The organism is Halorubrum hochsteinianum, from assembly GCF_023702125.1.
Lineage (GTDB): Archaea > Halobacteriota > Halobacteria > Halobacteriales > Haloferacaceae > Halorubrum > Halorubrum hochsteinianum.
This window is the reverse complement of record NZ_CP098415.1, coordinates 1,114,199-1,138,969: the sequence shown is the minus strand read 5'-3', so window position 1 is coordinate 1,138,969 and position 24,771 is coordinate 1,114,199. Positions and strand designations below refer to the sequence as shown.

Below are 24,771 nucleotides of genomic sequence, written 5' to 3'. Positions count from 1 at the left end.
GCCGGAGTGGCGCGTATGCGGTGTCACTACTGCGACCGGGAGGCCACGTACGAGGCCGAGCAGCGCGGCGTGGTCGTCGGTCTCTGCGAGTCGCACTTCAAACAGCGGGTCGAGGAGCTCGCGGAGTCGGACGAGCTGGCGGAGCTCCGCGATCGAATCGACATCGAGTCCTCCGAGTAGCCGGGGCGATCCGGTCCCCCCGCGTCGGATCCTTCTCCCCTTCACGCCTGACCCCCTTCCGCGTCGAACCTTCGTCCCCCGGTGGCACTCGGCCGCCGAACGCCTTGCCCCGAGACGAACGCTAAAAGACCGCGCGGGGCCAACGGCCCCACATGGACCTCACGGACCGGCCGCGCCGACTCCGGACCGACGGCGTTCGTCCGCTCGTCGCCGAGACCGACCTCTCGGCGTCCGACCTGGTCGCCCCCGTCTTCGTGGACGCGACGACCGACGAGCGCGTCCCGATCGAGACGATGCCGGGCCACGAGCGGGTCCCGGTCGAACGGGCGGCCGACCGGGTCGAGGAGATAACCGAGACCGGCGTCGAGACCGTGATCCTCTTCGGCGTCCCCGAATCGAAGGACCCGACCGGGAGCCGGGCGTACGCCGACGACGGCGTCGTCCAGCGCGCGATCCGACGGATCGACGCGGAGACGGACGCGACGGTGATCGGCGACGTCTGCCTCTGCGAGTACACCGACCACGGGCACTGCGGCGTGATCGAGGAGACCGCCGAGGCGGACCCGACGCTCACGGTGAAGAACGACGAGACGCTCGACCTGCTCGCGCGCACCGCGGTCTCGCAGGCCGACGCCGGCGCGGACGTGGTCGCCCCCTCGGCGATGACCGACGGGCAGGTCGGCGCGATCCGCGAGGCGCTCGACGAGGCGGGCCACGAGGACGTGGCGATCGTGAGCTACGCCGCGAAGTACGAGTCCGCCTTCTACGGCCCCTTCCGCGACGCGGCCGACGGCGCGCCCGCGTTCGGCGACCGCCGACACTACCAGATGGACCCGGCGAACCGCCGCGAGGCGCTCCGGGAGGCGCGCCTCGACGCCGAGCAGGGCGCTGACGTGCTGATGGTGAAGCCCGGTCTCCCCTACCTCGACATCGTCGGGGACCTCCGCCGGGAGTTCGACCGCCCGATTGCGGCGTACAACGTCTCGGGCGAGTACGCGATGCTCCACGCCGCCGCGGAGAAGGGGTGGCTCGACTTGGAGGCGACCGCCTACGAGTCGCTGCTGTCGCTCAAGCGCGCTGGCGCGGACGTAATAATCACCTACTTCGCCGAGGATCTGGCCGAGCGGTTATAAGCGAACCTCGGCGGCGACCGTTTTTCTTTGCCCTTCCACGTCGGCGCGCCTGCGAGGCCGCTTTGCGGCCGAGCCGCGAGGGACCGAAGGTCCCTCTGGAAGCCGGCGCGCAGCGCCGGCGACAGCGCCGCGCGAGGGAGTCGGTCGCCGGAGCAACGCGAAGGCGACCGACGAGGCTGGGGAGGCGTGAGGTGCGGTCGCGGTCGGGCGGGAGTCGAAGGGGCAGTCGCGAGTCCTCGCGACTGGGGCTTCGGTGGTGTCCGTGTCGATCGGCCTTTTACAAACAGAAACAGCATCGTACAGCCGAGCGACTGGGGCTTCGGTGGTCTCTGCGCCGGCTGTAACCCGATCTTAGACCACCCGCTCGCCGTCGTCGTCGTACACTTCGATGGCGTCGACCGGACAGCTCCGGGCCGCGAACTTCGCGTCCAACTCCTCGCCGTCGGGCACCTCGACGACGAACAGGTCCTCGCCTTCCTCCTCGCTCCCCCGCAAGTCGGCCTTCCCGTCGTTCAGGTCTTTCTCGAAGGCGTCCCACTCGGCGACGCACTGGTACATCCCGACGCAGGTGTCTCGGTCGAATTCGACGCGCATACCGCGGGTACGCACAGCGGACACAAAGCCGTGCGGGGTCCCCGCCGACCCGACCGGAGACCGAGCCACGCGACGCTCCCCGCACGCCGGGATATCTCCCGGACGGTGAGGGTATATCACCCCCCGACCGTAGTGAAACCGCCCGCTGACGCCGACGCCCTCCGTCGCTCGCCCCCGGGCGGTTTTTACATCGGCCGCGCGTTCCTCCCGCATGGAATCGGACGGAGACGCGCTCCGGTCGGCCCTCCACAAGCGCGCGGACGTGTTCCGGGCCCTCGCCGACGCGCCCGCGAGCAAGCCGGAACTCGTCGACAGGCTGTCGAGTTCGCGCTCGACCGTCGACCGCGCGATCGCCGATCTGGAGGACGTCGACTGCGTCGAGTCGCGCAACGGCACCTACTCGCTCACCGCGGCCGGCCGCTTCGCGCTCGCCGAGCGCGACCGCTACGCGGCCGCGACGCGGACGGTCGAGCGGGCGGCCCCGCTGCTGAACGAGCTCCCGCGCGACGCGTCGCTCCCGTCGGCGTTCCTCGCCGGAGCTACCGTGAGCGTCGCGGACCCGCACGCGCCGTCCGAGGCGGCGACGGCGAGCAGCGAACTGCTCGAACGGGCGACGGCGATGCGTGGGCTGGCCCCGACCGTGCTCAAGTCGGACGTGTTCATCCTGAACCGGGCGCTCGACCGCGAGGGCCTCGACGTGGAGGTGATAGCCGAGCCGGAGGTGGTCGAGGCACTCTCCGCGCTCTCGGACACGCCGGTCGCGTCGCTCGTCTCGCGCGACTCCTTCTCGCTGTACCGCAGCGCGGGACCGATCCCGTACGCGCTGTGGGTGATCGAGGGCCCGGAGGGGGACCACGCGGGGATCACGTTCCGACAGACCGGAGACGCAACCGGGATGGTGGTGAACGACTCGCCGGACGCGGTCGAGTGGGCGGACGCGGAGCTGGCGTCGCGTCGCGAGGCGGCCACTCCCGTCGATCGCCCGGTTTAATTCGCTCGCGGTCGATCCTGCCGACGATGACCACCGTCTGGCTCGTCGACCGGCAGTTCGACTCGAAGGGGCTCGTTCGACTCACCTACGCCACGGAGGACGGCGAGCGGATGCACACGAAGGAACTGGCCGAACAGCGCCTCGTCACCGGGGACGGAGTCACCGCCGGCCGGGAGGTCGAGGAGACCGCCCTCGGCGAGAGCCCGGCGGACGAGGTCGAGCGGTTCGCGTCAGAGGCGTCGAAGATGGCCGCCGAACACGACCTCGACGACCGGGCGTGACCGGGTCCGACCCCGCCACCGCATCCGCCCTCCCCGTCCGATCCGCACGCGTCCGACGCCGCCTACGGGCCGCGTCCCCCGACAACCGAGTCCGTTAAGGGGGAACCGGCGGAACGTGTGACCGAAATGCCCAGTGGTGAGTACGACCCCGACGCCGTCGAGCCGCGGTGGCAGCGGCGATGGGTCGACGAGGAGACGTACGCCTACCCCGACGACGATCCGGTCGATCCGAACACGGTCTTCTCCATCGACACCCCGCCGCCGACGGTATCGGGAAGCCTCCACATGGGCCACCTCTACGGGTTCACGCTCCAGGACTTCGTCGCCCGCTTCGAGCGGATGAACGGCGGCGCGACGTTCTTCCCGTTCGGCTACGACGACAACGGGATCGCCTCCGAGCGCCTGACGGAGGACGAACTCGATATCCGCCATCAGGACTTCGAGCGCCGCGAGTTCCAGGCGAAGTGCCGGGAGGTCTGCGCGGACTACGAGGAGCAGTTCACCGAGAACGTCCAGTCGCTCGGCGTCTCCGTCGACTGGGACCACACCTACCAGACGATCGAGCCGCGCGTCCAGCGCGTCTCTCAGCTCTCGTTCGTCGACCTGTACGACCAGGGCCGCGAGTACCGCGAGAAGGCCCCGGCGATCTGGTGTCCCGAGTGCGAGACCGCCATCTCGCAGGTCGAGACCGAGGACGACGAGCAGGCCAGCCACTTCAACGACATCGCCTTCGAGGTCGCCGGCGGCGACGCGAGCGACGAGGTCCCGGAGGAGTTCGTCATCTCGACGACGCGCCCGGAACTGCTCCCGGCGTGCGTCGCCGTCTTCGTCCACCCGGACGACGACGAGAACCGAGCCCTCGTCGGCGAGTCCGCCGAGGTCCCGCTGTTCGGCCACGAGGTGCCGATCATCGCCGACGAGCGCGTCGACATGGAGACGGGCTCCGGGGTCGTGATGTGCTGTACGTTCGGGGACCAGAACGACATCGAGTGGTACCAGGTCCACGACCTGGACCTCCGGGTCGCCATCGACGAGTCGGGCCACATGACCGAGGTCGCCGAGGGGTACGAGGGGCTCCACTCCTCGGAGGCCGGCGAGGCGATCGTCGAGGATCTCGACGAGGCGGGCGCGCTGCTCGACCGCCGCGACATCACCCACACCGTCAACGTCCACGAGCGCTGCGGGACGAGCGTCGAGTTCCTCGTCACCGAGCAGTGGTACGTCGAGATGCTCGACAAGACCGACGAGTACCTCGACGTCGGCCGGGAGATGGAGTGGTCGCCCGAGAAGATGTTCACCCGCTACGAGCACTGGGTCGAGGGGCTCCAGTGGGACTGGCTCATCTCCCGCCAGCGCTCCTCGGGCATCCCGTTCCCGGTGTGGTACTGCGAGGACTGCGGCGAGGAGATCATCGCCGAGAAGGCGGACCTCCCCGTCGACCCGCTCTCCGACGACCCGCCGGTCGACGCCTGCCCCGAGTGCGGCCACGACGGGTTCGAGCCCGAGGACGACGTGTTCGACACGTGGGCCACCTCCAGCCTGACCCCTCTCATCAACGCCGGCTGGGACTGGGACGACGAAGCCGGGGAGTTCACGATGGAGCACCCGGAGCTGTACCGGTTCGACCTCCGGCCGCAGGGCCACGACATCATCAGCTTCTGGCTGTTCCACACGCTCGTCAAGTGCTACGAGCACACCGGCGAGGTCCCCTTCGAGGAGACGATGATCAACGGGCACGTCTTAGACGAGAACCGCGAGAAGATGTCGAAGTCCGTCGGCAACGTCGTCGAACCCGAGACCGTGTTAGAGGAGTTCCCGGTCGACGCCACGCGCTACTGGGCCGCCGGGACCGCGGTCGGCGACGACTTCCCGTTCAAGGAGAAGGACCTCCGCGCGGGCGAGAAGCTGATCCGGAAGCTGTGGAACGCCTCGAAGCTCGTCGAGTCGCTCGCCCCGGACCCGTTCCCGGCCGAGCCGGACGACGACCTCCGCGAACTCGACCGCTGGCTCCTGGCCGAACTCGACGCCGAAGTCGAGCGGCTCACCGACCTGCTCGAGGACCGGGCGTTCTCGAAGGCCCGGGACGAGCTCCGGAGCTTCTTCTGGAACACGTTCTGTGACGACTACCTCGAGATCGCGAAACAGCGCGAGGACGACGCGGCCGCGTACACGCTCCGGACCGCCCACCGCCGGTTCCTGAAGCTATTCGCGCCCCTCCTCGCGCACGTCACGGAGGAGCTGTGGCACGACATGTACGCCGACGCCGTGCCGGACGCTCACGGCGGAATCAGCCTCGCCGACGGCGCGGCCGACTCCGTTCACCTCGCCGACTGGCCCGAGCCGCTGGGGATCGAGGCCGACCGCGACGCCGGGACCGCGGCGACCGCCGTCGTCGGCGCGCTCCGGAAGTACAAAAGCGAGAACCAGCTCCCGCTCACCGCCCCCCTAGACGCCGTCGAGGTGTACGCGGACGTGCGCGGGTTCGAGGACGACATCACCGGGGTCATGCACGTCGACGACCTCGCGGTCCACCCCGACGGCGACGCCCCCGTCGAGACGGTGATCACCGGAATCGACCTCGACTACGCCACCGTCGGTCCGAAGTACGGCGATCAGGTCGGCGATATCGAGGCCGCGCTGGCGCAGGGCGACTACGAGATCGACGGCGACGAGCTCCGCGTCGCGGGCGTCACGCTCGTCGACGACGAGTTCGAGATCGAAGAAGAGCGACAGTATCAGGGCGAGGGCGAACTGCTTCAGGCGGACGATGTCGTCGTCATCGTTCGAAACGAGGCGTAACCTCGTCTCTCCTTTCGATTCCCGACTCGGTCACAGGTCTGCGCCGACCGCGTCTTCGACGGAGTCGAACCCGTCGCGGTCGAGCAGCTCTAGGAGTCCCTCGTTGATGTCGCGCGCGAGTCCCGGCCCCTCGTAGACGAGCCCCGTGTACGCCTGAACCAGCGAGGCACCCGCCCGTATCTTCTCGTACGCCCCCGCGGCGTCGGAGACGCCCCCGACGCCGATCACCGGAACGTCGGTCCGCTCCGCGACGAACCGCACCCGCTCGGTCGCGAGCGACTCGATCGGCTTCCCCGAGAGCCCGCCGCGCTCGGCCCGGTTGTGGCCTCGCAGCGAGTCCGGGCGCGACGTCGTCGTGTTGGTCGCGATGACCCCGTCGAGGTCGAGGTCGTCGACCACCGCGAGCGCGTCCGCGACGGCCGGCTCGGGGAGGTCGGGGGAGAGCTTCACGAGGAGCGGGTCGGCACCCGCGTCGTCGAGCGTTCCGAGGATGCGCTCCAACGCCTCGCGGTTCTGGAGTTCGCGGAGTCCGGGCGTGTTGGGACTGGAGACGTTGACGACGAAGTAGTCGCCCGCGTCCGCGACGCGCTCGTACGTGTAGAGGTAGTCGTCCGGGGCCTCGGCCAGCGGCGTCGACTTGGACTTCCCGATGTTGATCCCGACGGGGACGTCCGGGAGGGGGTCGCGGTCGAGGCGTTCCCCGACCCTGTCCGCGCCCTCGTTGTTGAACCCCATCCGGTTGACGAGCGCCTCGTCCTCCGGCAGTCGGAACAGTCGCGGGCGCGGGTTCCCCGGCTGGCGCTCGGCGGTGACGCCGCCGATCTCGACGTGTCCGAACCCGAGGGACGCCAGCGCCCGGGGCACCTCCGCGTTCTTGTCGAACCCGGCGGCAACGCCCACCGGATTCGGGAACGCCGACCCGAACGCGTCGACCGCGAGCCGATCGTCGTCGACCGCGTACCGGGCGGCGAGCGCCGACCCGACCGGCGTCCCTTGGACGCCGCCGAGCAGTCGATGAACCAGTCCGTGTGCCGTCTCCGGCGGAAGCCGGAACAGCGCCGGTTTCAACAGGTCGTACGCGCCCATCGTCTGGGTCTCGTCACGAGCGACAATCAATCCGCCGACAGCGACCGACGCGGCCGCCCGGACGCGTCTTCAAGGCGTAGTCCCGCGTTCGGGTCAGAAGTCGTGTTCGAGCTGGTCCGGATTCGCGTCCGCCTTCTGGATGATTATCTTGCCGTCTCGGACCCGGACGAACACCTCGTCACCGATGTCCATGCCGGCGACGGCGAGCTCGTCCTCGTGGAGGTTCACGTGGACGTTGTGATACTCCCCCTCGTCGTCCTTCGCGCCACTGGGGCTGAGCTTCTTTTTACGGACCATCGCGGGTGTGCTTGTCGCACTTCGCCATAGCAGACACATAAGTGTTGTTTACCCGATCCCCGGCAGTGTTCAGATAAGCTGATTCCATGCGAAGGCGAACGATCTGAGCCACTCGTTTGCTGTTTCTGCTTTGGCGTTGCTAAAACAGTTTGAGAAACTGGTAGTTCTGCGTTTTATCTCACGAAAAACACGTTCGACGCTGTTTCGATTTCCATGTCGTTCGTATCTGAAATCGAGGCCGTGTTTGTCACAAGCTCGGTGGAGTGGAACCGCACCATCAACGAGAAAGATCGCGTCATCTACGTCGTGTTTGTCGCGGAGTTCCGTGAAGAACTGATCTGCGATCACGTTCGTTCTTGTTGGCTCAAGCTTTGTATGTAGCAAATCGTTTGACTGAGGATCGACAGCAGCGTACAGCCAGTATTGTTCATCATCGAGCTGAATCACAGTCTCGTCAACCGCAACGTGATTCGGGCTCCGACCAGCTTCCGGCTGTAGATCGGCTTTGTGTACCCAGTTATGAACGGTGGATCGAACTCGATCAACACCGAATACCTCAAGAAATGAAACAGTATTCGAAAGCGACAGTCCAGACAAATGGAGCTGAATACTGAGCTTCATCAACAGTTTCGGTGTTGCCTCTCGCTCCACAAACTCTAAGTTGATCTCGTCTAAACAGCCGCTGAGGCGGTCGTTTTCGGGCATAGATCACTTTGAAAACGCACCGCCTCACCTTTCAAACCTTATCTGAACACCGCCCCGATCCCCCGGACCCGTCTTCGCGCGCGTGTCCGACTCTCGGTGCGACTCGGCCGAATTTCAACGCCGTCGCGCCCGTCTCCGTCTCGAAACCGCAACCAGAAGCCGGTATCGTATATAAATATTGTGCCGCACAGCTTTCATTTCCCCGATATATTTATTACACGCTGTGTGCTGGTGTCTCATGGAGGCAAAACCATGGTACGTGAAGACGGTAAGCGAAACTTTGCCCTTCGGGAGGAAGACGGATCGGAGCCGAGCGAGTTCTCGGGAAATATGCCGCGTCAGGCGGCACTCAAGGCCGCCCGGACGCTGGACCCCGCACCCTCCGAGGACGAGGCGGAACGGACGACGCTCCGGCTCCGCGAGAAAGGGACTCGAAAGGTCCACGAGTACGAGGGGTGGGCCTGGAAGGACAGCGCTCCGGAGGTCGACGAGGCGGAGGACGACTTCTGGCTCAACGACCTCGACGACATCACCAAGGCCAACGTCTCGAAGCAGGGCATCGAGTACCTCGACGAGGAGTAGTCCTCTCCGGGCGCGCCGATTCCAACTTCTCGTTTTAGCCGCAGGCCGAACGGACTCGGATCACCGCGGAGACGCCGTCTCGGACCACGGTTCCTCCTTGACCCCGAACGGGAGAGACGACCGACGAGGTCGGCATGAAACCGCATGACGTGGCGCAGATGGTTCGACGGGGTTAAGTATAACCCCGGCATTTGAAGAAATGCGAAGAACGCAACGCGGACTCGGGCCGTTCAACTCGGCCCGGTTTCGCTGGACCCGTACCGTTTCGATGGGTTTATGACCCGTCGTCCGGTACGTTCAGGTCCGCGAAGGATGAGGATCACGCCCCCTGCGCTCCGGCGTAAGCGGTGATCTGATGTGAGCCGTGGTCGTTCGGTGCCATCCAAGCTGCTGGCTGGCCCCGGACACCACACAGACCAATGCAATGGTGTGTCAATCTTCGCTTCCACGAAGTTGACACCCGCCAACACCCCCTTCAGGCCGGGAATCAGGCCTGAAGGATATTCATTCCGGTTGATCCTGCCGGAGGCCATTGCTATTGGGATCCGATTTAGCCATGCTAGTCGTACGAGTTCATACTCGTGGCGAATAGCTCAGTAACACGTGGCCAAACTACCCTTCGGAGCACAATACCCTCGGGAAACTGAGGCTAATAGTACATACCATACCACCACTGGAATGAGTGGTATGCCAAACGCTCCGGCGCCGAAGGATGTGGCTGCGGCCGATTAGGTAGACGGTGGGGTAACGGCCCACCGTGCCAATAATCGGTATGGGTCATGAGAGTGAGAACCCAGAGACGGAATCTGAGACAAGATTCCGGGCCCTACGGGGCGCAGCAGGCGCGAAACCTTTACACTGTACGACAGTGCGATAGGGGGATCCCAAGTGCACAGGCATAGCGCCTGTGCTTTTCGGTACCCTAAGGCGGTACCAGAATAAGGGCTGGGCAAGACCGGTGCCAGCCGCCGCGGTAATACCGGCAGCCCAAGTGATGGCCGATCTTATTGGGCCTAAAGCGTCCGTAGCTGGCCACGCAAGTCCATCGGGAAATCCACCTGCCCAACAGGTGGGCGCCGGTAGAAACTGCGTGGCTTGGGACCGGAAGGCGCGACGGGTACGTCCGGGGTAGGAGTGAAATCCCGTAATCCTGGACGGACCGCCGATGGCGAAAGCACGTCGCGAGAACGGATCCGACAGTGAGAGGACGAAAGCCAGGGTCTCGAACCGGATTAGATTACCCGGGTAGTCCTGGCCGTAAACAATGTCTGCTAGGTGTGGCTCCACACTACGAGTGGGTGCTGTGCCGTAGGGAAGCCGCTAAGCAGACCGCCTGGGAAGTACGTCCGCAAGGATGAAACTTAAAGGAATTGGCGGGGGAGCACTATAAACCGGAGGAGCCTGCGGTTTAATTGGACTCAACGCCGGATCTCTCCAGCATCGACTGTGATAATGACGACCAGGTTGATGTCCTTGTTCGAGTCTCAGGAGAGGAGGTGCATGGCCGCCGTCAGCTCGTACCGTGAGGCGTCCTGTTAAGTCAGGCAACGAGCGAGACCCGCACTCTTACTTGCCAGCAGTATCGCGAGATAGCTGGGGACAGTAGGAGGACCGCCGTGGCTACACGGAGGAAGGAACGGGCAACGGTAGGTCAGTATGCCCCGAATGTGCTGGGCAACACGCGGGGCTACAATGGTCGAGACAAAGGTTCCAAACTCCGAAAGGAGACGGTAATCTCAGAAACTCGATCGTAGTTCGGATTGTGGGCTGCAACTCGCCCACATGAAGCTGGATTCGGTAGTAATCGCGTGTCACAAGCGCGCGGTGAATACGTCCCTGCTCCTTGCACACACCGCCCGTCAAAGCACCCGAGTGAGGTCCGGATGAGGCGCGCCACGCGCGTCGAATCTGGGCTTCGCAAGGGGGCTTAAGTCGTAACAAGGTAGCCGTAGGGGAATCTGCGGCTGGATCACCTCCACCGACCCGAGACCTCCCACACGGGAGGCTCACCTTAGACCGTTCACCAGAACGGTCACTACTCATTCGCATTGGACTGTGTACCGTCCGCCACCCACCGGCTTGGACACCTCAGAACGACCACGGCTCACACAACACGCGAGACACCAAACCTTCCCACCAGGGAAGGTGGGCTCATAGCTCAGCGGTAGAGTGCCTCCCTTGCAAGGAGGATGCCCTGGGTTCGAATCCCAGTGAGTCCATGTCCGTTCGGTCCGAATCCGTCCCCTTAAGTGGGAGACGCGACTCGGACAGAACACGACGACCGATGCACCATCCCGGGAAACCGCGGATGGGAAGGGTTCGACGAACGCCCCGTCACACCCGGGGCGATTCAATGACAACCGTGTATACGTGCGATCCAGACGTCCACTGAACTCATCCGAGTTCGTGGAACGTCAGTGAACCATATACAGTCGGAACACTCTGACGAGTGTTTCTGACACCGTCAACACGCTCTCCTTCGAGAGCATGTTGACACACTACTGGCTACTGTGCCAGCTGGTGAATGGCTCGGCTCGAGAGCCGACGACGGACGTGCCAAGCTGCGAAAAGCTCGTGGGACCCGCATGGAGGGAAAGAACACGAGATCTCCCAATCGGAATCCGTTCAACAATTGCCACGCGCAATAGGGAACACCCTGAATTGAAACATCTCAGTAAGGGTAGGAAAAGAACGCAAACGCGATGTCGTCAGTAACCGCGAGTAAACGCGACACAGCCCAAACCGAAGGTCTTCGGACCAATGTGGTGTTCGGGTTGACAACCAAATCTCGACAACTCATCTGAAGTCTCCTGGAACGGAGCGTGAAACAGGGTGACAACCCCGTAAGATGAGTCAGTACGGATGGCGTCAAATCCAGAGTAGCAGGGGTCGGATATCCTCTGTGAACATCTCAGGCATCCCCTGAGAAGGCTAAACACTCCTCGAGACCGATAGCGAACAAGTAGCGTGAGCGAACGCTGAAAAGCACCCCGAAAAGGGCGGTGCAATAGGGCCTGAAATCAGCTGGCGATCGAGCGACAGGGCGTACAAGGCGATTCTCAAAACGACCGAGGAGCGATCCTCCAGTAGGAAGAGAATCGAGCCGGCGTCGTGTCGTGCGTTTTGAAAAACGACCCAGGGAGTGCACTTGATTGGCGAGTCTAACCCGTGAACCGGGGAAGGCGCAGGGAAACCGATACGGCCGCAGCATTGCGAGGGCCACCGTGTTCAAGCGCGGGGAGTCAATTGGGTGCGACCCGAAACCAGGCGATCTACGCGCGAGCAAGGTGAAGCGTGGCGAAAGCCACGTGGAGGCCTGTTAGAGTTGGTGTTCTACAATACCCTCTCGTGACTCGTGTGTAGGGGTGAAAGGCCCATCGAGCCTGGCAACAGCTGGTTCCAACCGAAACATGTCGAAGCATGACCTCTTCCGAGGTAGCCCGCGGGGTAGAGCTACCGATTGGATGACCCGCCTCCGAGAGGAGTCGGCCATCCTGTCGAACTCCAAACCCGCAGGCGCTGTAGACGAAGGGAGTCCGGTGCGCGGGGTAAGCCTGTGTACCGTGAGGGGAACAACCCAGAGCCGGGTTAAGGTCCCAAAGTGTAGATTAAGTGCGATTCGAAGGTGGTCTCAAGCCCTAAACAGCCGGGAGGTGAGCTTAGAAGCAGCTACCCGCTAAGAAAAGCGTAACAGCTTACCGGCCGAGGTTTGAGGCGCCCAAAATGATCGGGGCTCAAATCTACCACCGAGACCTGGCCGTGCCCTTGACAAGGGCAACCGCGTAGGTTGGCGTACTGGTCGGACGGAAGCCCGGGCGAGAGCTCGTGTGGACCGTCCAGTAACGACAATCCTGGTCACAGTAGCAGCGATAGTCGGGTGAGAACCTCGACGGCCTGAAGAGCAAGGGTTCCTCGGCACTGCCGTTCAGCCGAGGGTTAGCCGGTCCTAAGGTGTACCACAACTTGACTACACCGACGGGAAGCTGGTTAATATTCCAGCGCCATTATGCAGTAAACGCCGACGCCGTGTGGAACGCTGAGCCGGGCATTCGCCCGGTCGAATCGTGGAAACTCGTGGACGCCGTCACGGCACGAAGCGAGCGAAACGCGAAACAGCGAAAGTCAGCCGTACATAGGGCCCGTGAAAAGGCAAGCACGATGTCCGTACCGAGATCCGACACAGGTGCTCTGCCAGCGCAAGGCAAGGCCTGTCGGGAGAACCGACGTTAGGGAATTCGGCAAGTTAGTCCCGTACCTTCGGAAGAAGGGATGCCTGCTCTCTACAGAGCAGGTCGCAGTGACTCGGGCGCTCCGACTGTCTAGTAACAACACAGGTGACCGCAAATCCGCAAGGACTCGTACGGTCACTGAATCCTGCCCAGTGCGGGTATCTGAACACCTCGTACAAGAGGACGAAGGACCCGTCAACGGCGGGGGTAACTATGACCCTCTTAAGGTAGCGTAGTACCTTGCCGCTTCAGTAGCGGCTTGCATGAATGGATAAACGAGAGCGCCACTGTCCCAACGTTGGACCCGGTGAACTGTACGTTCCAGTGCGGAGTCTGGAGACCCCCAAGGGGAAGCGAAGACCCTATAGAGCTTTACTGCAGGCTGTCGCTGAGACGTGGTCGCCGATGTGCAGCATAGGTAGGAGACACTACACAGGTACGCGCGCTAGCGCGCCACCGAGTCAACATTGAAATACTACCCGTCGGTGACTGCGACTCTCACTCCGGGAGGAGTACACCGGTAGCCGGGCAGTTTGACTGGGGCGGTACGCGCTCGAAAAGATATCGAGCGCGCCCGAAGATCATCTCAGCCGGGTCGGGAATCCGGCGAAGAGCGCAAGAGCAAAAGATGGTCTGACAGTGTTCTTCCCAACGAGGAACGCTGACGCGAAAGCGTGGTCTAGCGAACCTACGAGGTTCCGGAATGGGACCCGTAGATGACAGAAAAGCTACCTTAGGGATAACAGAGTCGTCACTCGCAAGAGCACATATCGACCGAGTGGCTTGCTACCTCGATGTCGGTTCCCTCCATCCTGCCCGTGCAGAAGCGGGCAAGGGTGAGGTTGTTCGCCTATTAAAGGAGGTCGTGAGCTGGGTTTAGACCGTCGTGAGACAGGTCGGCTGCTATCTATTGGGGGTGTGAGGTACCTGACGTGAACGAACGTATAGTACGAGAGGAACTACGTTTGGTCGCCACTGGTGTATCGGTTGTCCGGAAGGGCAGCTGCCGAGTAGCCACGCGACACGGGGTAAGAGCTGAACGCATCTAAGCTCGAAACCCACATGGAAAAGAGGTACCACAGAGGTCACTCGTAGAAGACGAGTTCGATAGACTCGGGGTGTACGCACCGAGGCAACGAGGTGTTAAGCCCACGAGAACTAACAGACCGAGCCACATTCATTGGCGCTGACGCGCCACGACTCGCATGAGTTCAGGCGGTAACTGGATCGCACGATTATACACGGTTGGTATCGGACCACACCGACACAGGAGTCTCTCTGTGTCTCCGCGCGGAGACATGGAGGGTCTCGGTTCAAATCCGAGAGTCGGCATGAAGGCGGCCAGAGCGGTGGGGAAACACCCGTACCCATTCCGAACACGGAAGTTAAGCCCACCAGCGTATCGTGAAGTACTGGAGTGAGCGATCCTCTGGGAACCACGAGTCGCCGCCTCGCCATTCATACGAGAGCGAACCGCTCTCACTTTCAGCCCGCGGGCGTAATGCCCGCGGGCTGTTTTCATTTCATTTCACGCACTCGCGAGCCCCGCGCTCGCGGTCTCGCACGCGACCGCTAAGCTTAAACGCTCGACAGCGGTACGTTCGGCTGGTGCCAAGGTGGCAGAGTCCGGTCAGACGCAGCGGCCTGCAGAGCCGCCCAACGCCGGTTCAAATCCGGCCCTTGGCTTTCTGTTGTCGTTCGAGGCGGAACGTCGAGTCCCACTCGCGAACTGCCCCGCTTAGTAACCGTTAAACACCGGGTGACCCATGCGTGAACTATGCAACGACGCGCTGTGGCCGTGTTCGTCGCGCTGTTCCTCGCCGTCGCGGGCGTGGCGGGCGCGCTGACCGCGACGGCCGATAGTCCGGAAATCGCGTTCGAGAACCCGGAGGTAGACGCCGCCGACGGTGACACCGTCCAGATCGGTGGCGAATCGTACGCCGTGAGCGTCTCCGAGAGCGAGGAGGGAGGCGGTGGCCACGGCGGCGGAGCGACGACCGTGATCACCGGCACGCTCGAACGGGAGTTCACGGCGGAGACGTCGGAGACGTGGACGAACGGCTCGACGGTGTCGGTCGACGACCGCCAGTGGGGGGTCGAGATAACCGGTGAGAGCCCCTCGGAGTTCACGCTCGTCGAGGTGCTCGACCGGCAGGCTATCCTCGAGGCCGACGACTCGGCCGACAACCAGACGGTCACGTCCGAGGACGGCGAGGAGTTCGTTCTGGTGACCGACGAGTCCGGCGAGACGACGTCGGTCCCGGCTGACGAGTACTTCCCCGAACCCGAGGAGCGGTCGTACGCGCCCGGGGACACGCTCCAGTACGGCGGGAACGCGGTCACCGTCGACGACGTGACTGCGGACGGGGCCGTCGTCGTGTGGGAAACCACGCAGACGGAGACGGTCGAGATCGAACAGCACTCGACGGTGACCGTCGACGGCACGGAGTACGTCGCCCACTTCCCGGACGCGTCGACGCTTCAGCTGACGACGGACATCGAGGCGTACGAGTCCCAGACGGCCGAGATAGAGGAGTTCAACCAGTATAACACCGGCCTCTCGCGCGTGTTGATCCTCTCGGTTCTGTCGTCGATCATGCTCGCCGGGGCGGCGTTCATGCCCTCGCGGTACTGATCGTCGACCGGACACCGCGGTCGGCCCCGTTCGCCACCGATTTCTCATCGACAGCCACTACCCGGCGGGACCGCTATCTCGATCATGAGTCCGACAACGGAGAAAGTGCGACAGCTCGCCCCTCACTGGGCGGTGATGTTCGTCGCCATGTTCGTCGCGCTGGCGGTCGTCGACCGCACGGTCGGCGGGTTTGGATTCGCAGCGTCGATGGCGCTCGTTCTGGCCATCGCTTTCGGCTACCCGTTCGCCGTGCGGGCGCTCGGCGTCGCACCGCCGGTCTGGCGGCGGTGACACTCGTACGCAGATGACAACACAGATCAAAGACCCCGTTCACGGGTACATCGAACTCGCCGACCCGCTCGTCGATCGCGTGATCGACACGTCGGCGTTCCAGCGGCTTCGGTACGTCAAACAGCTCTCGGCGACCCATCTCGTCTATCCCGCCGCCAACCACACGCGGTTCGAGCACAGCCTCGGGGTGTACCATCTCGGCCGTCGCGTCTTCGAGAACCTCCGCGAGGAGCCGTACTTCACTCGGGAGACGTCGGCGGAGACGTTAGACGAGATACAGTCGACGCTGGAGTGCGCGTGTCTGCTCCACGACGTGGGTCATCCGCCCTTCTCGCACGTCTGCGAGCGCTTCTTCGACCCGGCGGAGCTACGGGACCGGCTCGCGGACCGCGGTTTCGTCGCGTCGCTCCGAGAGGCCGGACTGGGCGACGCGCCGGTCCGCGAGGCGAGTCCGCACGAACTCGTGAGCTGTCTGTTGATCCTCGACCGCTTCGACGACGCGCTGCGGTCGCTGTCGGTCGACCCGGAGGAGGTGTGCGCGTACGTCTTGGGGTACAGTCTGGTGTACGAACGCGGAGGACCGTGGCAGCATGGGCTGGGCGCGCAGCTGCTCCACTCGCCGGTCGACGTCGATCGGCTCGACTACATCTCCCGGGACAACTGGATGACGGGCGCGAACGTGCTGAACTTCGACACCGACCGCATGGTCGACGCCTACACCGCCCACCCCGACGAGGGGCTGGCGCTCTCCGAGAAGGCGCTCTCGACGCTCGGCAACTACCTCGAAGGTCGGATCGCGCTGTACATGTGGGTGACCCAACACCATAAGTCGGTGTACGCGAACGCGCTGCTCCGCGACCTCACGGAGCGGGCGGCCGCGCTGACGGGCGATCCGCCAGTGACGATAGACGGCGTGATCGACGGCGAGATCGACGACAACACCGTCGCCGAGCGGCTGCGCCGGCTCGCGCGCGACCGGCCCGACACCACGTTCGCGACCCTGTACGACCGGTACCGGGCGCGGCGGTTCCCGACGACCTGCTGGAAACACCGGATCGCCTACGCGGACCGGGTCGACGTCGACCGCGAGGCGTTCGGCGAGTGGCTCGTCTCCGGCGACGACCGCCTCGAACGCGGCCTCGCCGACGAACTGGGCGTCCCGGTCCACGACGTGTGGATCGAGCGGTCGTACGTGCCCGAGTACGAGCCCTCCGAACTGGCCGACATCCCGATAGCCTACGGCGGGACGACGCGCTCGGCCGGCGACTGGGGGCTGTACGGCGAGCGGGCGTTCGACAGCCCCATCCCGTTCGTCTACGTGCCGGACGGGCACCGCAAGCGCGCGACGCGGTGGCTCATCGATCGGTTCCGGGCGGAGTACGGGGGCTGACCCGGGCCCGAGCGATCGCTGACGGTTTCGGTCCGGGCCCCGGCTCTGCCGCCTATTCGCCGTCTCCGTCTCCGACGGGGCGCGGCATCGATCGGCCGTAGACGCCGACGGCGACGCCGAGCGCGAACGCGACGACGCCGGTGAGCGCGATCCACAGCGCGTCCGGGTGTTCCGTACCGGTGTGTAACAACAGGCTCGCGACGGACACGAGTTCCATACCCCCGGTCGAGCCCCGTCTCGCTAAACCCCGTCGGTACGGCGGCCGTCGACTCTCGGCCGACGGCCGACTCGCGGACCGACAACACCGGTGTTAGCCGGTCACGGTCCCGTCCCTCTCGATTTTATACGGCTCGGTCGCCTTCGGATCGGTATGAGCGACGAGAACCCGGCTCCGGTCACGCCGGAGCGTCCGGACGCACCGTTCCACACCAGCGGAACCGATCACATCACGGTCTGGGGGAGCAACGAGGAGGACACGCTCGCCTTCTACCGCGACCTGCTCGGGATGCCGCTCGTGTTGCGGCAGCCGAACCTCGACGACCCCTCGCAGACCCACCTCTTCTTCGACACCGGCGACGACCGGATCCTCACCGTCTTCGTGAGCGACGAGCGCGCGTCCGCCCGCGGGCAGCGCGTCAGCACCGGCGCGGTCCACCACCTGTGTTTCGGCGTCGAACCGGACGAGTACGAGGACATCATGGCGGCCCTCGAGGAGGCCGGGAAGGGGTACAACGTGTTCGACCGCGGCATCTTCCACTCCATCTACACCCAGGACAACAACGGCCTCGTCATCGAGCTGTCGGCGGACAAGTACGAGATCCCCGACGGCCGCAAGGGCGAGGTGCTCGCGACCGCCCAGCGCCTCCGGGAGGAGGACGGGGCCGACTTCGCGCAGGACCGCCACATGGAGGCCGCGCTCGAAGAGCTCGGCATCCCGGTGAACAAACACGACCTGCCCGACGCCGACGCGGGCGTCGGTGTCTGAGATGGCCGGTCGAGCCCCCGGACACGACGGCGACGACCCGCACGGCGACGAGCCGCTGGTCACCGGCGGGACGCCCCTCGACGACGCCGACGCCGCGCTCGTGCTCGTCCACGGTCGCGGCGCGACCGCCCGCAGCGTCGTCGATCTCGGCGAGCAACTCGCCGACGACCGCAACGTCGCGATCCTCGCGCCCGCGGCCGCCGGCAACACCTGGTATCCGAACTCCTTCCTCTCTCCGGTCGCGGACAACGAGCCGGGTCGTACCTCCGGACTGCGGGCGGTCGGCGCGGCGGTCGACCGCGCGGTCGACGCCGGGATCGGCCGCGACCGCGTCCTCGTCGGCGGATTCTCGCAGGGCGCGTGCCTCGCGAGCGAGTTCGTCGCGCGGAATCCGGCGCGGTACGGCGGGCTGGCCGTCTTCAGCGGCGGCCTGATCGGGGAGTCGGTCGACGTCGACGACTACCTCGCGGACGCGGCGGACGGGGCGGCGTCGACCGACGGCGACGAGGGTCCCCTCGCCGGGACGCCCGCGTTCGTCGGCTGTAGCGACACCGATCCGCACATCCCCGAGGAGCGGGTCCACGAGACGACCGAAGTGTTGGAGGCGCTCGGCGGCGACGTGGACGAGCGGATCTACCCGGGGATGGGCCACGGGATCAACGAGGACGAGGTCGACGCCGTGTCGGCGATGGTCGCCGACCTCGCCTGAGCCGAAAGCGGGCTCCGCGTCGGCTCACGCCAGCCAGTCGTCGGGCTTCGTGTCGTAGTCGACCTCGTCGGCCGCGATCCGCGCCTCGACGTCGTCGTCGAGGTCGTGTTCGGTCACCTCGCCGCCGTCGTACTGGAAGCGCACGCCGACCTCGGTGCCCTCGGGCTCCTCCCCCCGCCGCTTCGCGCGCCGGACGGCACCGTCGCCGTACTCGACGCGGATCGTCGCGAGGTTGACCGGACGGCCCCACAGTTCGAACGCGCGCTTCAGCGTCTCCTTCGCCGCCTCCTCGTCGAGCGCGACGCCGTTGTACCGGTGGCCCAAGAGCAGTTCCCCCCGGTTCCGGAAGTTGCCGTCCAACACGACGACCGTCGGCTTCCCGAAGTTCGTGAACCGGAGGAGCAGCTTCTTGCGGACGTCGTCGGCGTCGACGCTCGCGACGCGGTACTCGTCTGCGGCCCGGCTGTACTCGTAGGTGAAGTAGTTCCCCTCTCGGACGAACTCGTCGGTGAGGAACGCGTCGATGAACGTCACGTCGTTGTGGCTCTCGCGGACGTCGACCATCCGGTCCCAGCCGGCCGCGCGGTCGACGTCCTCGATCGCCGCCTCGACCGTCTCGTAGCGGTCGACGTCGAACAGGTACCGCGCCCGCTCGGCCAGCGACTCCCGGGAGACGTTCCGCAGCGCGCCGCGGTGTTCGGGCCGCGAGAGGACGTAGTGGCGCTCTGCGAGCCCTTCGCGCGTGAGCAGCTTCCACGGGTAGCGCTCGATGTCCGGGCCGTCCTCGCCGTCCGGGTCCGGATCGGCGTTCGGGTCGCCGCCCCGGGCGGACAGCGCGCGGTCGACCGCCTCGGCGTCGACCCGCGGGTCGCCGTCGGCGGCGAGGTCGGCCAGCGCGTCGAGCGTCGCCGGCCCGGCAGCGGCGATCGCCGGGTGCGGTTCGAGCAGCTCCGCGACGCGGTCGAGGTCGATCCGCGAGTGGAAGTTCTCGGCCGTCACCCCTTCGACGCGGAGCAGCTTGTCAATCACGTCCCGCCGCGCCGCGCGGAGTTCGACGTGAGTCCACAGCTCGAAGCCGAGCTTGTAGGGGTTGAGGCCGGGCGAGCCGAGCACCCGCGACATGTGGTCGGCGTAGGTGAGGAACTCGTCGGGACCGGCGAACCCCTCGCCGCCCATCATCACCGACTCCCAGTACGTCGCCCACCCCTCGTTCATCACCTTCGTCTGCTTCTGTCCGGCGAAGTAGTACGCCTCCTCGCGGATCGCGTCGATGACGGTCGTCTCCCACGGCTCGCGGTCGACCGCCTTGCCGCTCTCGGGGTCGTATCGCTTGCCGTGGTCGCGCAGGAACGCGAGCACGTCGGGGCGGGGGTCCTCCGGCTCGACCCCCTCGCCCCGCGCTTCGAGCCACTCGTCGTCGAACACGTCGCGGCGAACCTCCTCGGAGAGGTCGAGGTCGTCGATCCGCTCTTCGATCGCCGCGAGCGGGTCGTCGTCGCCGCTCACGTCGTCCGCGACGCCCGGCTCCTCGACCGACCGCGCGGCGTCGACCGGGCTGTGCTGGTCGATCGTGTCCTCCAAGGCGCTCACGGCGTCGATCAGTCGCTCCACCTCGTCGCGGTCGACGTCCGTCCGCGACGCGATCGACGCGATCCGGTCCGCGTTGCGCTCCAGCCGCGCCGCGGCGTTCGGCCCGTCCTCGCCGCGGTCCGCGTACAGCCCGAACCACTCGTTGTTCGCGAAGAAGTCCGCGTGCGCCTCGACGTGGGTGATGACGGCCTTCTGGTCCGCGGGCGCGTTCGACTCCTGGAGGAACGCGTGGGCCGGGTCGTCGTTGTTGACGATCTCGAACGCCTTCCCCAGCCCGTGTCGGTCCTTCTTGCGCTGTCGCTCGTAGTTCATCCCCCACCGCCAGTGCGGGTAGCGGCGCTGGAAGCCGCCGTAGGCGATCAGCTCGTTCATCTGGTCGTGGTCGACCACCCAGTACCGCACCGGGTACGGCTCCAACCCGAGCCGCTCGGCCAGGTCGCGGGCCTCGCGCGCCGGCTCGTCGAGGGCCTCGGCCTCGCGCTTCGCCTCGACGCGGTCGTCCCTCATCGGCGGTCACCCCCGTCGGTCCGCCCGCGGGGGGCCCCGCCCGCGCCGCCGGCCCCCGCTCCGTCCGACTCGGCGTTCGACTCGGTGCTGAGGATCTCGTAGATCGCGTCGGTGACGTCGTCGGGCTCCGAGACGCGCGCGACGGCCACGCCGTCGCCGTCGTCGAAGGCGGCCTCGACCTCGTCGGCGTGGCGGGCGTTTGCCGCGCCGCCGCCGGGCTGGGTCTCGACGTACGCCTGAAGGTTGGCGTCGATCGACTCCATCAGCGGGATCACCGACTCGGTCGTGTCGCTGCCCGCGTTCTCGGAGTCGCCCGCGGCGAACACGTATCGGTTCCACTCGCTGTACGGGTACTCCTCCAGGATCTCCGCGACGAGTTCGTACGCGCTGGAGATCCGGGTTCCGCCGCCGGACTGGATCCCGAAGAACTCCTCGCGGTCCACCTCCCACGCCTCGGCGTCGTGGACGACGTACCGGAACTCGGCGGCGTCGTACTTCCCAGTCAGGTACCAGTCCATCGGGGTGAACACCCGCTCGACCAGCTCCCGCTTCGTCTCGCGCATCGAGCCGGAGGCGTCGCGGACGTTGATCACGACCACGTTGCGCTCGCGCTCCTCGATCACCTCCGGGTGGCGGAACCGCTCGTCCTCGCGCCGGAACGGGACGCTGTCGAGCCCCTCCTCGCGGATCCGGCGCGTGACGGAGTCGCGCTCGACCCCGTCGGCGAGCGCGTCGAAGCTCGCCCAGCGGTCGAGCGCGGTCACGGGCTCGCCCCGCTCGGCTTCGAGCGTCGCGGCCGCGTCCGCGATCCACGCCCGGGAGACGGGGACCCCGTCGCCGCGCGCCCACGCGAACACGTCGTCGACGTCGGCACCGTCGACGAACAGCCCCTCCAGGACGTACGCCTCGTCGAAGTCCGTCGCGAGGTGTCGCTTCAGCCCGCGCTTGAAGAACTCGTCGACGTCGAGGGTGCCCCGCGGCCCCGAGCGGGCGGTGTCGGTGAAGTCGCCCTCCACCTCCTCGACCACCCGCTTCCCCTTCGGTTCGAGGTCGAGGCCGAGCGCCTCGTCGAGCTCCTTGGCGAACTCCTCGGGGTCCATCTCGTAGTACTCGTGGTCGCCGCCCTCCTCGCCGGGGTCGCCCTCCTCGTCGCCGTCCCCCGGTTCGGGGTCGACCGGCTGGCCGGGCTGCGGCTGTCCGTCGCCCCCCTGCCCCACGCCGCCCGCGGAGCGCTGATCGTACTCGAACGCGGGCAGATCGATCAGCTTGACCGGGATCCGGATCCGGTCGGGGCCGGAGCCGCCGAGGTCGCCGTGACTGATGAACTCGGCGAGGTCCTCGCGGCGCGTCTCGCCGACCTCCCGGAACCGCTCGCGGTCCTCGGTCAGTCCCACGGGCTCTCACCCCCGTTCGGACCGCCGTCGCCCGGCCGCCCGCCGTCGCTCGCCGGGTCGCCGACCTCGGCCCACTCCTCGCGGACGTCCTCCATCACGGCGCGGCTCGTCAGCTCCGCGGACGCGCGGCTGTAGCCGCGCTCGCACAGGCGGTCGATCGCCGCCGCCTTCACCCGCGCCGTCTCGGTGTCGTCGGGCGGGTCCGGCCACGCCGCCGGGTCGAGGTCGGGGAACCGGCGCTTCACGTCGGCGAGCTCGTTGGCGTCGATCACCGACTCGAGTTCGGGCACCTCCCCGAGGTCCATCTCGTCGACGCTGAACGCGTCGTCGCGGTTGCGCCACGCGTAGCGCGTGAGCCCGCGGATGACCCGTTCGCGCCGGAAGCGCTCGACGTCGCGGCCCGGCTCGGTCCCGCGGTAGTCGCCCTCGTCGAACCGTCCGAGCGTCTCCGTCTCGAACACCTTCATGACGAGCGGGTCCGGCGGCTCGTCGTCGCGGCCGCGCGCCGTCGGGTCCGCGTCGTCCCACGCGTACACGTGTTCGACGTACTCGGCGACCGTCTCGGCGGGGACGGTCTCCTCCGCGAGGATCGCGTCGATCACGTCCTCGCGCTGCCGCTCGCGGATCCGCGACGCGACCGGCCCGCGCCGCCCCTCGAACTCCGCGGCCTCCGCCCGCGAGAAGACGGGGGCGTCGGCGAGGCCGTTGGCGAGCGCCGCGAGCACGTCCGTCGGGGTGACCACGCGCTCGACCGGGAGGTCGGGGTGGCTCCGGTCGGCGGTCGTCGCGAGCAGGTCGGCGATCGCGTCGCGGGCGTAGGTGACGGGGATCCCGTTGCGGCCGTCCCCCTCGGCGAGGTCGACGTCGTCGACGGTGACCGCGTCGTCGCCGCGCCGGACCTCGCCGGTCTCGTACAGCTCGGCCGTCTCGATCAGGTCGAGGTCGCCGGGCAGGTCGTCGGCGTCGAGCCGCGTGACGACCGCGTACAGCGCCGCCGCCCCGACCGCGTGGGGGGCGATCTCGCGCTCGACGACGCTCCCGTCGGACTCCCGGACCTCGACCGTCAGCGGGGCCACGCCGGGGTCGTCGGCGTCGGCCTCCGGCTCGTCCGCACCGCCACGGTCGTCGACCCCCTCGCCGATCCCTCCGGCGACCGCCGTCGCGCCGGCGATCTCGCGTCGGAGCAGCCGCGCCTCCAGCCGGCGGTTCGTGAGGTATCGGAACTCGTGTTTCGAGAGCCGGCGCTTCAGCGCCTTCAGCGGGTCGGCGTCGCCGCGCTCGGCGTGCCGGTCCAGCTCCGCGTCGAGGTCGGGGTTCGAGATGACGATCAGCTGGGTGTCCAAGTCCATCCCGATCCCCTTGTCCAGTTTCACCCGGCGCTCGTCCGGGACGTTGAGCAGCCGCCGGAGCAGGTCCGCGTGCTGGCTCGCGTCCTCGACGACGGTGGCGACGCCGTTGCCCTGCGAGAGCACGCCGTCGTAGCTGAACGCCTGCGGGTTCTTCCGGCCGCGCGAGTCGAGTTCGCGCAGCATCCCGCCCATCCACGAGCCGACGAGCCGCTCTTTCGCCGTCCCGTCGTCCTCGGCGTGGAGGACGCCGATCCCGCGTCCCACGTCGACGACGTAGCTCGTCACGCGCAGGTGGTCGCGGTCGGTGATCGCCGAGAAGAGGTCGCGGCGCTCCCGCTCCCGGTAGGCGGATTCGAGGTGGTCGTACGCCTCGCGGCTGAACGGGTCAAGGTCCACGTCGGCGGCGATCGGGTAGGCGTCGCCGTCGACCGCGTCGGCGATCGACTCCCGGACGGACTCGGGGAACACCGACAGGGGATGCGTCTGGACCGGACTGCGGTACCACTCGCCCGCGTCGCCGCCGTCGCCGTACGACAGCGACGCCGATCCGGTCCCGCCCCCGGCCCCGCTCCCCGCGCCCGCGACGTTCCACTCGACGGTGTACCGCCGCCCGGCGTCTGTCTTCGAGAACGCGCGGAGCCCGTTTACCAGGCACCGCTTGAACTCCGACTTCCCGGTCGCCGTGGGGCCGTCGATCCAGACTATCGTCTCGTCGTTCCCCCGCCCGGCGGCGGCCGCGCGGAGGTCGTCGACGAACGCGTTGAGCGCGCGGGTGTTCCCCAACACGGCGTGTTCGCCGTCGTTCGCCGGGTCGTCGAAGAAGCGGTAGCGGTCGAGCGTCTCGCCGCGCTCGCGGACCTCCCGGGTGCCGTACGCCTCGACGGCCGCGAGGAGGTACCCCGCCCCGGAGGCGGCCGCGGTCGGGTGTTCCAACACGCGGTCGACGTACGATTCGAGGCTCATCGGCGGGTCGTACGCCCCCCGCAGGGTCTCGTCGGCCGCGGCGACGAACGACTCGCCGTCGGATCGGGTGCGGTCGCTCAT

General features: G+C 66.5%; 19 protein-coding genes, 2 tRNA genes and 3 rRNA genes. 16 read left to right on the top strand and 8 right to left on the bottom strand.

What is annotated here, in order from left to right; genetic code table 11:
• Nucleotides 1-15 precede the first annotated feature (15 nt).
• Together NAF06_RS05575 and hemB are read left to right on the top strand one after the other, a co-directional pair.
• Nucleotides 16-180 carry a DUF6757 family protein gene (locus NAF06_RS05575; protein ID WP_006114727.1) on the top strand — a complete coding sequence of 55 codons (165 nt, stop codon included), beginning with the start codon at nucleotides 16-18 and terminating at the stop codon, nucleotides 178-180.
• Between the two features lie 152 nt (nucleotides 181-332).
• A complete protein-coding gene (hemB, locus tag NAF06_RS05570) occupies nucleotides 333-1,313 on the top strand; it encodes a porphobilinogen synthase (protein ID WP_008585530.1) in 981 nt (326 codons plus the stop codon).
• 351 nt (nucleotides 1,314-1,664) lie between these two features.
• Here hemB and NAF06_RS05565 read toward each other — a convergent pair whose 3' ends face one another.
• Nucleotides 1,665-1,907 carry a ferredoxin gene (locus tag NAF06_RS05565; RefSeq protein WP_008585533.1) on the bottom strand — a complete coding sequence of 81 codons (243 nt, stop codon included), beginning with the start codon at nucleotides 1,905-1,907 and terminating at the stop codon, nucleotides 1,665-1,667.
• Between the two features lie 211 nt (nucleotides 1,908-2,118).
• On the opposite strand from NAF06_RS05565, the gene NAF06_RS05560 reads away from it, so the two are divergent.
• The 3 genes from NAF06_RS05560 to NAF06_RS05550 all read left to right on the top strand — a co-directional run bounded on the left by NAF06_RS05560 (nucleotide 2,119) and on the right by NAF06_RS05550 (nucleotide 5,978).
• Entirely contained in the window at nucleotides 2,119-2,898 is a 780-nt protein-coding gene (locus NAF06_RS05560; protein ID WP_008585534.1) for a helix-turn-helix transcriptional regulator, read from the top strand.
• A gap of 26 nt (nucleotides 2,899-2,924) precedes the next feature.
• A complete protein-coding gene (locus NAF06_RS05555; protein ID WP_008585536.1) occupies nucleotides 2,925-3,179 on the top strand; it encodes a DUF7967 family protein in 255 nt (84 codons plus the stop codon).
• 126 nt (nucleotides 3,180-3,305) lie between these two features.
• Nucleotides 3,306-5,978, top strand: coding sequence for a valine--tRNA ligase (locus tag NAF06_RS05550; protein WP_008585538.1), 2,673 nt, complete (start codon nucleotides 3,306-3,308; stop codon nucleotides 5,976-5,978).
• 30 nt (nucleotides 5,979-6,008) lie between these two features.
• Here the strand turns inward: NAF06_RS05550 and NAF06_RS05545 are convergent, their stop codons facing one another.
• From NAF06_RS05545 to NAF06_RS05535, 3 genes are all read right to left on the bottom strand, one after another.
• Nucleotides 6,009-7,064 carry a quinone-dependent dihydroorotate dehydrogenase gene (locus NAF06_RS05545; RefSeq protein ID WP_008585540.1) on the bottom strand — a complete coding sequence of 352 codons (1,056 nt, stop codon included), beginning with the start codon at nucleotides 7,062-7,064 and terminating at the stop codon, nucleotides 6,009-6,011.
• A 93-nt stretch (nucleotides 7,065-7,157) separates the two neighbouring features.
• Nucleotides 7,158-7,361 carry a hypothetical protein gene (locus NAF06_RS05540; protein ID WP_006629199.1) on the bottom strand — a complete coding sequence of 68 codons (204 nt, stop codon included), beginning with the start codon at nucleotides 7,359-7,361 and terminating at the stop codon, nucleotides 7,158-7,160.
• 69 nt (nucleotides 7,362-7,430) lie between these two features.
• Complete coding sequence (locus NAF06_RS05535) at nucleotides 7,431-8,066, bottom strand: IS6 family transposase (protein ID WP_251106153.1); 636 nt, start codon at nucleotides 8,064-8,066, stop codon at nucleotides 7,431-7,433.
• Between the two features lie 252 nt (nucleotides 8,067-8,318).
• On the opposite strand from NAF06_RS05535, the gene NAF06_RS05530 reads away from it, so the two are divergent.
• The 9 genes from NAF06_RS05530 to NAF06_RS05490 all read left to right on the top strand — a co-directional run bounded on the left by NAF06_RS05530 (nucleotide 8,319) and on the right by NAF06_RS05490 (nucleotide 17,193).
• On the top strand, nucleotides 8,319-8,648 hold the full coding sequence (locus NAF06_RS05530; RefSeq protein ID WP_049908460.1) for a non-histone chromosomal MC1 family protein: 330 nt from the start codon (nucleotides 8,319-8,321) through the stop codon (nucleotides 8,646-8,648).
• 506 nt (nucleotides 8,649-9,154) lie between these two features.
• A 16S ribosomal RNA gene (locus NAF06_RS05525) occupies nucleotides 9,155-10,626 on the top strand.
• Between the two features lie 169 nt (nucleotides 10,627-10,795).
• Nucleotides 10,796-10,867 (top strand) — tRNA-Ala (locus NAF06_RS05520).
• Between the two features lie 277 nt (nucleotides 10,868-11,144).
• Nucleotides 11,145-14,057 (top strand): 23S ribosomal RNA (locus NAF06_RS05515).
• 153 nt (nucleotides 14,058-14,210) lie between these two features.
• A 5S ribosomal RNA gene (gene rrf, locus NAF06_RS05510) occupies nucleotides 14,211-14,332 on the top strand.
• The 16S, 23S and 5S rRNA genes sit together here with 2 tRNA genes alongside, the layout of an rRNA operon.
• A 155-nt stretch (nucleotides 14,333-14,487) precedes the next feature.
• Nucleotides 14,488-14,563, top strand: a tRNA-Cys gene (locus tag NAF06_RS05505).
• A gap of 106 nt (nucleotides 14,564-14,669) precedes the next feature.
• Nucleotides 14,670-15,512: a hypothetical protein gene (locus tag NAF06_RS05500; protein ID WP_008582975.1), complete on the top strand. Its 843-nt coding sequence runs from the start codon at nucleotides 14,670-14,672 to the stop codon at nucleotides 15,510-15,512.
• Between the two features lie 84 nt (nucleotides 15,513-15,596).
• Nucleotides 15,597-15,803, top strand: coding sequence for a hypothetical protein (locus NAF06_RS05495; RefSeq protein ID WP_006629202.1), 207 nt, complete (start codon nucleotides 15,597-15,599; stop codon nucleotides 15,801-15,803).
• A gap of 13 nt (nucleotides 15,804-15,816) precedes the next feature.
• Complete coding sequence (locus tag NAF06_RS05490) at nucleotides 15,817-17,193, top strand: HD domain-containing protein (protein ID WP_008582970.1); 1,377 nt, start codon at nucleotides 15,817-15,819, stop codon at nucleotides 17,191-17,193.
• A gap of 52 nt (nucleotides 17,194-17,245) precedes the next feature.
• On the opposite strand, the gene NAF06_RS05485 is transcribed toward NAF06_RS05490, so the two are convergent.
• Nucleotides 17,246-17,410, bottom strand: coding sequence for a hypothetical protein (locus tag NAF06_RS05485; RefSeq protein ID WP_008582967.1), 165 nt, complete (start codon nucleotides 17,408-17,410; stop codon nucleotides 17,246-17,248).
• A gap of 153 nt (nucleotides 17,411-17,563) precedes the next feature.
• Between NAF06_RS05485 and NAF06_RS05480 the strand changes: the two genes are divergently transcribed.
• Together NAF06_RS05480 and NAF06_RS05475 are read left to right on the top strand one after the other, a co-directional pair.
• A complete protein-coding gene (locus NAF06_RS05480) occupies nucleotides 17,564-18,178 on the top strand; it encodes a VOC family protein (protein ID WP_008582964.1) in 615 nt (204 codons plus the stop codon).
• Nucleotide 18,179: 1 nt separating this feature from the next.
• Nucleotides 18,180-18,887, top strand: a complete 708-nt coding sequence (locus tag NAF06_RS05475) for an alpha/beta hydrolase (protein WP_008582962.1) — start codon at nucleotides 18,180-18,182, stop codon at nucleotides 18,885-18,887.
• A gap of 24 nt (nucleotides 18,888-18,911) precedes the next feature.
• Here the strand turns inward: NAF06_RS05475 and NAF06_RS05470 are convergent, their stop codons facing one another.
• The 3 genes from NAF06_RS05470 to NAF06_RS05460 are packed head-to-tail and all read right to left on the bottom strand — an operon-like array spanning nucleotide 18,912 to nucleotide 24,771.
• The gene (locus NAF06_RS05470) at nucleotides 18,912-20,984 is read right to left on the bottom strand and encodes a SpoVR family protein (protein ID WP_008582959.1); all 2,073 of its coding nucleotides are present in this window, start codon (nucleotides 20,982-20,984) and stop codon (nucleotides 18,912-18,914) included.
• Nucleotides 20,981-22,378 carry a DUF444 family protein gene (locus tag NAF06_RS05465; RefSeq protein WP_008582957.1) on the bottom strand — a complete coding sequence of 466 codons (1,398 nt, stop codon included), beginning with the start codon at nucleotides 22,376-22,378 and terminating at the stop codon, nucleotides 20,981-20,983. Before NAF06_RS05465 ends, NAF06_RS05470 begins: the two co-directional genes overlap by 4 nt.
• On the bottom strand, nucleotides 22,369-24,771 hold the full coding sequence (locus tag NAF06_RS05460) for a serine protein kinase PrkA (protein WP_008582955.1): 2,403 nt from the start codon (nucleotides 24,769-24,771) through the stop codon (nucleotides 22,369-22,371). Before NAF06_RS05460 ends, NAF06_RS05465 begins: the two co-directional genes overlap by 10 nt.